The 11,785-nt window shown below is 73.4% G+C and carries 11 protein-coding genes and 1 pseudogene; 4 read left to right on the top strand and 8 right to left on the bottom strand.

Annotated elements, in window-relative coordinates:
* Positions 1–27 precede the first annotated feature (27 nt).
* From HYE82_RS27340 to HYE82_RS27325, 4 genes are all read right to left on the bottom strand, one after another.
* Positions 28–876, bottom strand: coding sequence for a tyrosinase family protein (locus HYE82_RS27340; protein WP_179176832.1), 849 nt, complete (start codon positions 874–876; stop codon positions 28–30).
* Entirely contained in the window at positions 873–1,307 is a 435-nt protein-coding gene (locus HYE82_RS27335) for a tyrosinase family oxidase copper chaperone (RefSeq protein ID WP_179176831.1), read from the bottom strand. Before HYE82_RS27335 ends, HYE82_RS27340 begins: the two co-directional genes overlap by 4 nt.
* 92 nt (positions 1,308–1,399) lie before the next feature.
* Entirely contained in the window at positions 1,400–2,341 is a 942-nt protein-coding gene (locus HYE82_RS27330) for an AEC family transporter (RefSeq protein WP_179176830.1), read from the bottom strand.
* A 341-nt stretch (positions 2,342–2,682) separates the two neighbouring features.
* Positions 2,683–3,516, bottom strand: coding sequence for a hypothetical protein (locus tag HYE82_RS27325; RefSeq protein ID WP_179176829.1), 834 nt, complete (start codon positions 3,514–3,516; stop codon positions 2,683–2,685).
* A 109-nt stretch (positions 3,517–3,625) separates the two neighbouring features.
* On the opposite strand from HYE82_RS27325, the gene HYE82_RS27320 reads away from it, so the two are divergent.
* The 4 genes and pseudogenes from HYE82_RS27320 to HYE82_RS27300 all read left to right on the top strand — a co-directional run bounded on the left by HYE82_RS27320 (position 3,626) and on the right by HYE82_RS27300 (position 6,936).
* Positions 3,626–4,438 (top strand): hypothetical protein, encoded by an 813-nt coding sequence (locus tag HYE82_RS27320; protein ID WP_256987770.1) that lies wholly within the window; start codon positions 3,626–3,628, stop codon positions 4,436–4,438.
* Between the two features lie 32 nt (positions 4,439–4,470).
* Positions 4,471–5,584 (top strand): annotated as a pseudogene (locus HYE82_RS27310) (LodA/GoxA family CTQ-dependent oxidase).
* A 127-nt stretch (positions 5,585–5,711) separates the two neighbouring features.
* Positions 5,712–6,152, top strand: a complete 441-nt coding sequence (locus HYE82_RS27305; RefSeq protein ID WP_179176827.1) for an NAD(P)/FAD-dependent oxidoreductase — start codon at positions 5,712–5,714, stop codon at positions 6,150–6,152.
* 88 nt (positions 6,153–6,240) lie between these two features.
* The gene (locus HYE82_RS27300; protein ID WP_179176826.1) at positions 6,241–6,936 is read left to right on the top strand and encodes a hypothetical protein; all 696 of its coding nucleotides are present in this window, start codon (positions 6,241–6,243) and stop codon (positions 6,934–6,936) included.
* A gap of 115 nt (positions 6,937–7,051) precedes the next feature.
* Here the strand turns inward: HYE82_RS27300 and HYE82_RS27295 are convergent, their stop codons facing one another.
* From HYE82_RS27295 to HYE82_RS27280, 4 genes are all read right to left on the bottom strand, one after another.
* Entirely contained in the window at positions 7,052–7,606 is a 555-nt protein-coding gene (locus HYE82_RS27295) for a YbaK/EbsC family protein (protein ID WP_179176825.1), read from the bottom strand.
* A gap of 207 nt (positions 7,607–7,813) precedes the next feature.
* Complete coding sequence (locus tag HYE82_RS27290; RefSeq protein WP_256987769.1) at positions 7,814–10,354, bottom strand: discoidin domain-containing protein; 2,541 nt, start codon at positions 10,352–10,354, stop codon at positions 7,814–7,816.
* A 130-nt stretch (positions 10,355–10,484) separates the two neighbouring features.
* Positions 10,485–11,468, bottom strand: a complete 984-nt coding sequence (locus HYE82_RS27285) for a hypothetical protein (RefSeq protein WP_179176824.1) — start codon at positions 11,466–11,468, stop codon at positions 10,485–10,487.
* 165 nt (positions 11,469–11,633) lie between these two features.
* Positions 11,634–11,785 (bottom strand): SHOCT domain-containing protein (locus HYE82_RS27280; RefSeq protein ID WP_179176823.1); only part of this gene is annotated, 152 nt, incomplete at its 5' end.

Here is an 11,785-nt window from a genome sequence, read left to right as displayed (position 1 = left end):
CGGCTGCAGGACCATGCCCGGGCCGGACTACGGCCGGCGCGGCGCGGCCCCCTCGGTGTCGAAGGTGTAGAACCTGCGGTGGTCCAGCATGTCGGCCGGTGTCACGTTGTTCCACGGCCGCATCGGGCGCCGCAGGTCGACCACGTTCGGCGTGGCGGCGGCCGGCAGGTAGGGGGACTTCGGGTGACGCCGCTGCCACTCGGCCCAGAGCATGTCGACGAAGGCGTGGTGCATCCAGAACACCGGGTCGTTCGGGGAGGCCCCGGTACCCATGTGGCCGCCGACCCACACGTGGACCCGGTTGTGCAGGCCCGTGCCCCGCCACCCCTCCAGGTGGTTGCGGAAGCCGCCCGAGGAGCTGTTCCAGGGGGCCGCGTCGTACTCGGGCATGTCCAGCACGGCGTTCACCTCGGCCTTGGTGGGCAGCTGGACCCCGCCCGCCCCGAGCGAACGCCGCAGGAACGGATACGTGTCCACGCCCACCGTGATGTTCCACCTGCGCCCGGAGTACGCGAACGGGCCGTCGAGCACCTGGTCGTTGTCCTGCCGCCGGCCGGTGCCGCCCATGAAGTCCGGTGCCCACAGCGAGGAGGTGGGGGTGCGGTCCACGGTCCAGTCCCAGTACGGGAGGGCGACCTTCGGGTCCACCTTCTGCAGCTCGGCCTCGAAGTCCAGCAGGAAGCGCCGGTGCCACGGCAGGAACGACGGACCGCGGTGGCCGACCCGGTCACCGAAGTCGGAGTCGGTCCTGAGGAAGGCGTTGTGCGTGGTGACGAACCGGTCGTAGACGCCGGTGCGCTTGAGTTCGAGCAGCGCGTTGGTGAAAGCGCGCTTCTCGTCGGCGGTGAGCGCAGCCTGGCTCTTGCGGACGGTCACTGCGCGGCTCCCTCGGGGGCGAACGGGGCGAGGTGGCCCCCCTGGAGGGTGCGGACGGCGGCGCGTGCGGCCGCGAGGGGGTCGGGGAAGGTCTCGTAGTGGTTCACGACGCTCACCCAGGTGCCGTCGGCGTTGCGCATGATGTGCAGCTCATTGCCGTCGATCTTGATGGTGGGCCAGGCGGGCAGTCCGTGCCCTTCGTGGCCGCCGCCCCCCTTGGCGAGGGAAATCTGGATACGGCGCCCTTCGAACACCTCGTCGATGCCCTTGGCGGGTATGGAGAGCCCCGAGGCGTCGACACCGGGGTGTGCTTTCGGACCGGGGGCCGGCGAGGGCTCGGCCGAATCCCACATGACGAGGGCAGTCAGGCCGAGGGCGGTCGCCGCGCCGGCGGCGGTGCCCAGAGCCTGTCTGCGAGTGATCTTCTTCATGGCATGAACATGTACCACGGATCCTGCGACGGGCTCGTCACGGACTCGTCGCAGGTCAACCCGGATGCGAGCACTCCGATCGCCTGCCCGGATCACACCGCCCACTGGATCCACAGCGGGAGCAGCAGCAGCGCGACGACCGAACTCTTCACGACGAGAGCGGCGGACGTGTCCACGCCCACGCCGTAGCGCTGCGCGAAGACGAACAGGTTCTGCGGCGCCGGCATCGCCGCGATCAGGACGAGCTGGCTCAACCGCTCGCCCTCCACCCCGAAGGCGTACCGGCACACCGCGAACGTGATCAGGGGGAGGACGACACACTTCGCGGCGATGAGCCACACCTCCTCCAGGGTGGTGTCGCGGACCGCCGGTCCGCTGCCCCCGAGGTGCAGCCCGAGGGCGAACAGCGCCACGGGCGAGGCACTGTCACCGACGAACGCGAAGCTGTCCAGCACGACCCGGGGCACCGGGACGGAGAGGAGGTTGAGCGCGATGCCCGCGTTGCACGCCACCACGACCGGCGTCAACAGCGAGGCCGCGACAGCCGACCCGAGCCGCCGGACCGGGCGCCCGGCGCGGTCAGGCCGCCCCAACTCCATGATCGAGATGATGACCAGCGACAGCACACAGACCTGGAACAACAGCACCGGGAAGATCGGCGCCGCGTCCCCGAACAGCATGATGAACACCGGCACGGCGAAGTAGGCCGTGTTGACCTGCACGGCGGCCATGATGCGCAGCGCGACCCCGCGCGGATCCCGGACGCCCAGCGCCCGTGCCGCCACGCCGGTCAGCACGGCCGCGGCACAGGCCGCGGCCGCATACCCCGTGACGGCCCGCCAGTGGAACAACGCCCCCAGATCGCTGCGGTGGATGTTGCCGAACAGGAAGCACGGGACGGCGAAGAGGAAAGCGTAGTCCGCGAAGGCCTTGGAACTCTCGGCCGGAACCACCGCGCGTCGGGCGAGGACGACCCCGCAGCCGAAGGCCAGTACCACCGGTGCCAGCTTCTCCAGAGCCTCCACCGCTCCCATGCGCGCCCCTGCTCCCGCTCCTGCTCCCGCCGACCCCGGAGGGGGCCTGCCGACGACGGGATCGTAGGACGATCACCGCACCGGCAGGCCGCCGGGCCCCGTCCGCCGGAGGCCGCCGTCAGGCGTCGACCGCGACGCGGCCGTCACCGCGGGCAGAGTGGCGGCGTGCAGCCCGGAGCTGCGGTGGGGGTCTCCCGGCCCGGGCCGGAGAAGCCGGCGGCGAGGGCGTCGAGCCGGGCCCGACCGATCCCCGTTCGCGGACGCGTGCAGGGCGGTCAGGATGCCGTACCGCGCATCGTCCGGCTTCGGATCGATGAAGGCAGGCCCTGCCGGGTGTGTCGTCAGACCTCGGCGGCGGCCTCTGCCTCGGCAGGGGCGAGGCGGCGCCGGGGCCTGCCCCGGTTGCGTCCCCGGCGTGTCCGCAGTCGGCTGACCCTCAGCCGTACCATGGCCTCCGGGTCCAGGAGGGCCAGTTCCGCGAGCGCCGGGTGCACGTCCAGCCCGGCCAACCGCTCCTCCCACGGGTCGCGCCCGGCGTGCGCGGTGCACAGACGTTCGTCCAGGCTGAACCAGGCGATCTGCGCGACCAGCCCGATCACGGTGACGGCGACCGCTGCCGACTCCACCGCACCGCGGGGTGCCGCGAGGCCGGCCAGGGCGACCGCGGTGAACAGCATCACCAGGGCGGCCGACAGGCGCGCGATGCGCGCCGGCCGTCCGGCGGGGTCGCTCGCGAGCGCCGGGACCCCGTGCTGCACGCGGGCGCGCCCGGCAGCGTGGAACTCCTCCCGGGCAGTGTTGAAGCCGGCGTCCCGGAGCCTGATGTTGCCGAGCGCTGCGGGCGCGGTGCGCCGGCGCAGCGCTGCGAGCAGGGCGTCCGGCAGCGGATGCCCGGCGGCCCGTGCCGGGTCGGCGCCGTCCGCGGTGAGGCTCAGGTTGCCGCGGTGGTTGACGCTGACCAGCCCGTCGAGCAGCAGCCGGGCGGCGGCCGCCTGCGTGTCGTCCTGGGGCCACCACCGGCCGGCGGCGGCCCGGTAGGGATCCCGCAGGACCTCGGCGCAGCGCTCGGCCATGACCCGGTACCACCGTTCCCGGTGCCGCCGGAGCAGGCCGAGCTGCCCGTACAGCACGGCTGTGACGGGCAGCACGACGCAGGCGAGGGTGCTGGGCTCCATGTGCCGAGCGTAGGCGTACGGCACGGGGCACACACCGCAATTACCGCCGACTCCGGTGGGCGCGTGCGTCAAGCAACGCGATGGCGATCTCCGCATCGAGGTGCCAGGCTTGAGAACGACCTGGATGCATCCCTCCCACAGCTGCCGCGGCAGCCGACGCATGCTGGAGATGAGCCCGATGCCGGTCGTCGAACCCAAGAAGTTCCACGGAATGGCGGTAGTGGGTGAGGAAACGGTCTACCTGTCCCACCTGCCCATGTTCTCCCCGCCCGCGCACGCCTTCCAGGTGCTGCTCGAAGTGACCCTGGACAACGACGCCGGAAACGCGCAGAAGTTGTACGTCGAGGACCGCCGTCAGACGGGAACGGACCTCTACACGCTCGCCCCCGAGCCGTTCAGCATCACCGACCTGGTCACCCCCGCGGGGCAGCCCGCGCTGACCTCGTTCAAGGGAGACTTGCTGCGGGGCCACTTCGACACCAGCGACGTGACCGTCGTCGACGCGGTGCGGGTCGACGTCCGGCGCGTGGTCCACTTCCGGCGCCTGGACGAGCAGGAGGCCCGGCCGCCGGAGCTCACGTACCTCGCATTCGGCAAGGGAAGTGAACGGTTCCTCGCCCACCGGATCGTCACGCCACCCGATTTCGACCACCTGCTGCAGATCGGCGACCTCCGGAGCGTCTCCGGTGTGTCCCTCACCGACGACCTCCTGGCGAAGGGGCCGCGGCTCGCCGTCTCCGGCAGGTCCGACAGCATTCCGGACAGGCTGGCCGAGGGGCAGCAGCCGGCGGCCCGCCTCCTGGACGGCGGAGCCGGCGCGCCGGGCGCCATCGACCTGCGGTTCACGCTGAAGCGGGAGTTCTACTTCCAGGAGGGAGAACTGGCCTCGGGCACCGGCGGTGACCACGACCACCACCACTGACCGCCCCCTCGTCCCCCTGACCTGGAGGGGCCGTGCAACTCGACGACATCGCCCACTGCGAGATCCACCCGTCCATCGGGATCGGCCGCGTCGGCGACAGCCCCGACGAGTTCTTCATCGGCCCGGAATCCCCGGGCATCCCGCCCCGCCCCGACGGCGGCTTCAGGGACGCCGTCGGCCGGATCAAACGGCAGGCCGCCCGGTTCCGGGTGTACGCCTACGACCGGTCCGGTGCCGTTCTCGGCGAACTCACCTCGGCCGAGGACCCGGATCACCTGGACCGTCGAACTGGCCAACGCCAAGGGCGCGTGGTTCCGGTTCGCCGGCCGCTCCGGGCAGTCCACCTCCGACACCCACCGCCGCAACCTGCACATCGACCCCGCCGACACCACCGACCGCGCCCGCCTGGCCGTCCGGCCCGGCCCCCGCACCGTGACCGGCCCCGCCCAGGACGGCCGGGGCGCCCGGTTCGACAACGGCACCTTCCTCGGGGAGACCGTTCCGCTGGGCGAACTGCGCACGGACGAGGCCGGCAGGCTGCTCGTCCTCGGCGGGTCCGGAACGTCCTTCTCGGCCGATTCCGGCCACCCCGTCAGCACTTACGCCGACAACGACTTCTGGTGCGACGACATCTCCGACGGACCGGTCCGCGCGTCCGCGGCCCTGGGACCGGGCGGCCGGCAGGTACCGGTGACGCAGGCCTGGTGCCTGGTCGCGCCGACCGACTTCGCCCCGTACACGGAGAACCTGATCACGCTGTACGACGTCGCCCTGGAGACCGCCCGGGCATCGGGCATGCTGCCCAGGCCTCCGGAAGTCTCCTTCACCCGCGACATCCACCCGCTGCCGGTCCGGCCGGTGGCGTTCGCATGGGTCAACAGCCGGGCGCGCAAGAACCACGGCAACCGCGTGAGGAACTTCTTCGAACCCGCCCGCTTGGCCCTGCTGGCCTCCAACGACCAGGACGGCCTGGAAGCCCGTCGGTTCGTCTTCGGCATCCTGCGCACACCCGGGGCGATGGACGTCACCCAGGCCCCACCCCCTCCACCGCTGCCCCTTCCGCCCGTTACGTCGTCGACGCCACCGGGAGCCCGGCCCGGCTGGCCCGGCGCCCCGGCGCGACGCCCGGCCCCTCCGACCGGCTGACCGCAGTCGCCGGGATCCTCGCCGCGCCGGGCGGAGGACCGGCCGAGCCGGAGCGCACCTCGCTGGTGGAGTCCACCCCTGGGGCTGGTGGTACACCGCGCCGCTGCCGGGCGGCGGGCGGGTGCTGATGGCCGTGACGGACGCCGACCTCGTCGCCGGAATGCGCCTGCACGACCGGGACGCGTGGTGGGCCCGGGCGCAGGCCACCGGCCCCATCCGGCACCGCATCACCCCCTGGCGGGAGCCGCCCCGGCAGCTGGACGTGGCCGCCGCCGGCCCGTCCTGCACCCGCCCGGCCGCCGGACCGGGCTGGGCGGCGGTCGGCGACGCCGCCACCGCCACCGACCCGCTCGCGGCCCGCGGCATCGTCATGGCACTGGCCACCGGGATGGAAGGGGCGCGCGTGATCCTGGCCGACCACGCCGGGGACAGCGGCGCCCTGGCCGCGTACGCGCGCCGCATCACCGCCCTCCACGAGGAACACCTGCGCGCACGGGCCGTGCAGCACCGGAGGGAACGGCGCGGGGACACTCCGTTCTGGCGCCGCCGGCACCGGACGGCCGACTGAGCCGGCCCGCACGTACGGGGCGTGAGGGAACGGTGGTTCGGATGCGTCAGCCGCTCGTACACTCGGTCGTCCGAACCCAGGGGAGATCATGCACACCCGTAGCCTCGCCGGCCTCTGCGCCGCGCTCACCGCACTCTTCGTCCTCACCGGCTGCACCGCCTCGCCCGCCGACAGCCGCCCGGCGACCGCCTCTTCGCCGGCGCCCGCCTCCCCGGGGACCCGTGTGGTCCAGGCGCCGCTGCCCCAGGACCAGAACCTGCTGGCCTGGACGGGCGACCCCAACGACGCGGGCCACGTCACCGCCCAGTCCGCCGCCGGGGTCGGCGGCCGGGTCACCCTGGTCCGCATCGTCCTGCACGAGCGGATCACGTGGTCGAACATCTGGCTGGGGCTGGCCGGGATCGACCCCCAGGCCCAACTGGCCGACTGCTACCTCGGCGTGTACGACGCCTCCGGCACCCTTCGGGCGGCCACCGCGGACATCTCGCCGCAGCTGATGACCGACCCGGTCGCCAAGCCGTTCGCGCTGGCGAAGCCGTTCACGGCCGAACCCGGCACCTACTTCATCGCCCTGCTCCTCAACGGCACCTGGGCCACCAACCTCCTCACCCTCAAGGCCACCGGCGCCGGGATCTCCGTCAACGCCGGGCTCAACCCGCCGCTCCTGCGCTACAGCAACCTTCTGACCGGCCAGACCTCCCTGCCCGCCAAGGTGAACCTGGCCGAGCAGTCCACCAGTACCATCAACACCGGCTGGGGCAGCCAGTGGTACGCGATCTCCTGAACCGGCACCGAGAGCCCGGTCCGTGCCGGCCGGACAGGCACCGGCGGGCACGGACCGGTCCCGCCGAGAGCGCCTCCGCCGGGCGCGACGGCCCGACCGGGCGGCGGCGGCCGGTTCAGACGGCGAGGCCCTCGATCAGCTCCGCCCCGGGCACCAGCCCGAAGAGGCAGCCGGGGGCGATGAGCCTGCCGCGCCGCCGATCGCTGCCGACCAGTACGTACGGCATCCCCGCGATCGAGGCGTCCACCAGGAGCGGCCAGCCGGCGGGCAGCCCGACCGGGGTGATCCCGCCGTACTCCATGCCCGTCGCCTCCACGGCCGTGGCCATCGGCGCGAACGACACCTTGCGGGCCCCGAGCCGGCGCCGGACCACGCCGTTCACGTCGACCCGGCCCGCGGAGGGCACGAGGCAGGCGGCGAGGGTGGTTCCGCCGCCCCGCCTGGCGGCGACGACCACGCAGTTCGCGGACTGGCCGAGCAACTCCCGGCCGTAATGCCCGACGAAGGCCGCGGTGTCGGCGATCGCCGGGTCGGTGTCCACGTACACGATCCGGTCGGCGGGTGTCCCGCCCTGCCAGTCGCGGATCGCCTCCGCGACGGGGCCGGTGAGTTCGGCGAGGCACTCCGGCGCGGGCCGGGCGTCTTCGAAGGGTCCGATCGGTGCGCGCATCCCGGCACCGCAACAAAGAACCCGCGGCCGGCCCCGCGGTGTCCGCGGGCCGGACGGGCGGGCGCCGGCGGCCGGAGCGGGCGGGCGGGCGGAGCGGACCGGGTCAGCGGCCGACCAGCCGCCACTGCCGCTCGGCCCGGCCCCCGCACACGGACCGGACGGCCGTCGCGGCGGGTGAAGCGGGGGCGGGCGCGGGCTCGGTGACGGTCAGGCGACGGTCACGAACTTGGCGGTGCTCGGCACTCCCTGCGCGTCGAGGGCGAAGAGCATGTACGTCCCCGGCACGACCACACCGGTGTCAAGGGGGATGGACACGGTGTACGTGCCGTTCCCCGCGACCGCGGACACCAGCGGGACCCGCCGCTGGTCGTTGTCCGTGGAGTGGGTCGCGGCAGCGGCTCGCATCAGGACGAACGACGCCACCTGCCCCTCGGTGCTCACCGTCAGCGACGCGCCGGGCGCGGCCCGCGGCGGCACACCGCCGGAGATGACGGGCCGCGGTTTCGGCGAGCCGTCCGCGTTCAGCAGGTAGGGCGGCGTGAACACGGCCCCGTCGGCGTGGTTGGTGGCGCAGTCACCGCACAGCCCGCCGCCGCCCGAGAAGATCCGCCCGTCCGGCAGCAGGTTCGCCACGCTGTGGTAGTTGCGCGGAATGGCCATGGTGGCGAGCGGGGTGAAGGCACCGGTCGCCGGGTCCCACAGCTCGGGGGTCAGGACCGAGGTGGCGTCGCTGAACGGCACCGGGTAGGCCTGTCCGCCGAAGACGGCCACCTTGCCGTCCGGCAGGACCACGCTGTTGCTGAAACCGCGGGCGTGCTCCATGTCGCCCGTGCGAGCGGACCGGACCTGGTTGCCCGAGATGCCCACGGTGTACGCGAGCCGGGTGGCGGGAGTCTTCTCGTACGCGGGCGAGCCGCCCAGGGTGAGGAGCTTGCCGATGTCGTAGGCGACGGCGTTGCCGGTCATGGCGTCCGGGCTGTCGGAGCGGTTGCCGGCGGCGGTGATGCTGCCGTTGCCGCCCGTCGTGATCCAGTTCATCTGCTTGCTCGGGCCCAGTTGCAGGACCTTGCCACCTGAAGTGGCGTGCAGCCACATGTGGTTGTCGGACCGGTACGGGCCCGCCGGGTCGGCCGTCTGCGCGGGTGCGGCGGGGACGCCGGGCAGCTTGCGCCAGGTGCGGGTGTCCGGGGACCAGACCTCGCCCGCCTTGTCGCCGCCGGCGCCGCTCCAGGACCCGCCGAGGACGAAGGCCTCGCCGGTGGAGAGCAGCGTCATGGCCTGGTAGCCGCGGGCGATGTTCATGCTGGTGGTCGCGGACCAGGCGTCGGTGGCCGGATCGTAGATGCTGGCCTTCTCCGCGTTGCTGCCGCCGGTGACGAGCACCCGGCCGTCGGCGAGCATCACTATGCCGGGGCAGAACATGTCGTGGCCGGTGTTGTCGATGCGGCGCTGGGTGACCTTGCCCGACTTCAGGTCCAGGATCGCGGTCTGGGTGTAGCCGTTGCTGCCGCCGAAGCGGTCGACCGCGTACGCGGACCAGGCCAGCAGCTTGTCGCCGGGCAGGACTGCGGTGGCCACGGGCACCAGCGGGAAACCGGTGATCCGGTCCCAGGAGCCGTGGACCGCAGGGTCGGCCGGACCGCTCAGGCGTATCTCGCCGGCCGAGGTCCACGGGCCGCGGCCGCCGGCCTCGCCGGTCACGGTCAGGCGTACGTAGCGGGTGTTCTCGGTGCGGGTGAAGGTGGCCGTCTTGGCGGTGTCGTCGTCCCGCCAGGTGCCCGAGGCGACCGGCGCGCCGAAGGTGGTGCCGTCGGCGCTGGTGGTGACGGTGTAGGCGCCCGCGCGCCCGTTGGCACCGTCGGAGCGGGGACGGTACACGAGCGCCGACACGGCCGCGGTGCGGTGCATGTCGATGGTGATGCTGTGCGGCAGCGGGGCGGGGGTGCCCGACCACTTGCTGTGCCAGATGGTGGCGGTGTTGCCGTCGAGGACGTTGGCGGCGCGGCCGTTCTCCCCGGTGGTCTCCTCGTCGCTCGCCGTGGCCGTCCATCCGGCGCGGGACAGGTCGACGGTGGCGGCCGGGGTTCCGGGGTCGCCCAGCAGGTTGATCTCGGCGGCGGAGGTCCAGGGCCCGCGGCCGCCGGCCTCGGTGAGCCCCGTCAGCCGTACGAACTGGGCCCCCTGCGGGGCGAACCCGAGCGTCTTGGCGCTGGCGTCGTCGGCGAGCGTACCGGTGGCGACCGGGCTGCCCCAGTTCTGGCCGTCCGTGCTCAGGCTGATGCCGTACTCGCCGGGGCGGCCGTTGGCCGAGCCGGTGCGCGGCAGGTAGACGAGCGCGGAGACGACCGCGGTGCGGTGCATGTCGATGGTGATGCTGTGCGGCAGCGGGGCGGGGGTGCCCGACCACTTGCTGTGCCAGATGGTGGCGGTGTTGCCGTCGAGGACGTTGGCGGCGCGGCCGTTCTCGCCGGCGGTCTCCTCGTCGCTCGCCGTGGCCGTCCATCCGGCCCGGTCGAGAACGGGAGCCGTCGGTTCCATGGCGTTCGCGGGCGCGATGGGGTGGTGCGGGGAATCCACGGCCGTCTGCTGGTCGAAGGGCACGGGCGCCGGTTTGGGCGACGGGCGGGCCGGGCTCGCGACCCCCAGCCAGGGGGTCAGGCCGACCAGCAGGGATCCGAGACTGAAGGCGATGAGCAGAGACGAGCGGCGTAACGCACGGGTGAGGGCGAGAAAGCGCCTGGACTGCAACCGGGCCTCCTGGGGCGAACCGACATGTCCCCAGAACATAGGCCAGTGACACAGCAACTCGGCAGATTCTCAATGGAGTTGGCGGGAAAGTGGGGGCGTTCCGAGACCCGCCGGAGCGGTGCCGACGGTGTCAGTCGGCGGGGCTCCGCCGCCTGCGGCGCCAGTGCCACACCGCTCCCATCCCGATCGACGCACCCGCCAGGGCGATGGCCAGCACCGGCCAACCCCGGTCCGCGATCCGCAGGTTGGTGACCAGGACACCGATGACGAACCCCAGCGGGACCAGCACCGACAGCAGCGCCCTGAGCGCGGACACCACCATCTCCGGCTCGATCCTCGCGGTCCGCCTCGGCCGGGCGGCAGGCGGCTCACCGAAGTAGAAGGCGGTGGCCCGCGCCAGGAGCCGGCCGGTGGACCGCTTGTACGACAGCGCCATGTACGGGAGCCAGACGAGGGGGGCGACCATCCCGACCGCCACCACCGCGGCGAGCAGGACGTACCGGCCCGTCTGCACCAGCCACCGCGGCAGCCGGCCCGGGGGCTCCTCTCCCGGTGTGATCAGCCCCAGCAGCCGCGCCATCCTCATGACCAGCCGGTGCACGGCCGTGATGCGCCCCGGCGGCGGCGCGGCCGCCGGGGCGCCGCCGTCCTCGGGGAGACGGACCTCCGCGAGCACGGCCCGCGCCCGGCCGACGTCCGCGTGCACACCCTGCAGGACGAGCAGTTCGGCGGCCCGCTCGGGGTCCGTGGGGTCCCGGCCGTCGAGGGCGGCCAGTTCCAGGCACGCCTGCGCCTGGCTGAGGATGGCCACGCAGAAGGCGAACGGGATCAGCACGAGGAAGGGCCCGCCGACGAAGGCCCCCTCGGAGACGGTCCGGCGCTCCCCCCGGGTGAGGACCCGGGACAGCAGCCCGGACGGGCCGGAGTCGGGCTGCGCCTCGCGCATCCGCTCCACCGCGCGCGCCGCGACCGGGCCCATGTGGCGTACGGCGAAGGCGGCGAGGAACTCGGGGAGGTGGTGCGGGTCCGCGCTCGCCGACCTCAGCAGCGACCGCGTGAGGACGCGGTCCCGCAGCGGGTCCGTCTCCTTGCCCTCGCGGGGAATGTCCGGCACGACTCGACTCACCTCGCCTCCGGCACCCGAAGCGTCCGCGGGCCCGGGGCCGCCTTCCGCCCGCGGCTCCCGGGCCGGCCGCGGACGCGGAGCGGAGCGTACGCGTCACCGTGCGCGACCCGGCTCTGGCCGGGCCGCGCCGGGTCAGGGGTGGCAGGAGCCGGCTCAGGAGCCCAGGATGCGGGCCTTCTGGGCGGCGAACTCCTCCTCGGTGAGGACGCCCTGCTCCTTGAGGGTCGAGAGCTCCTTGAGCTGGCTGATCTTGTCGTCCATGCCGACGCCGGCGGCCGGGGCCGGGGCCGGGGCCGGTGCGGGGG

It is taken from the genome of Streptomyces sp. BR123 (genome assembly GCF_013401435.1).
GTDB lineage: Bacteria > Actinomycetota > Actinomycetes > Streptomycetales > Streptomycetaceae > Streptomyces.
Note: the sequence above shows the minus strand (reverse complement) of the source record. Positions and strands in the feature narration are given on the sequence as shown.

Coding starts and splice junctions, on each gene's coding strand:
- HYE82_RS27335 (WP_179176831.1), bottom strand. CDS start 1,307: ATGAAGAAGATCACTCGCAGACAGGCTCTGGGCACCGCCGCCGGCGCG.
- HYE82_RS27330 (WP_179176830.1), bottom strand. CDS start 2,341: ATGGGAGCGGTGGAGGCTCTGGAGAAGCTGGCACCGGTGGTACTGGCC.
- HYE82_RS27325 (WP_179176829.1), bottom strand. CDS start 3,516: ATGGAGCCCAGCACCCTCGCCTGCGTCGTGCTGCCCGTCACAGCCGTG.
- HYE82_RS27305 (WP_179176827.1), top strand. CDS start 5,712: ATGGCCGTGACGGACGCCGACCTCGTCGCCGGAATGCGCCTGCACGAC.
- HYE82_RS27300 (WP_179176826.1), top strand. CDS start 6,241: ATGCACACCCGTAGCCTCGCCGGCCTCTGCGCCGCGCTCACCGCACTC.
- HYE82_RS27295 (WP_179176825.1), bottom strand. CDS start 7,606: ATGCGCGCACCGATCGGACCCTTCGAAGACGCCCGGCCCGCGCCGGAG.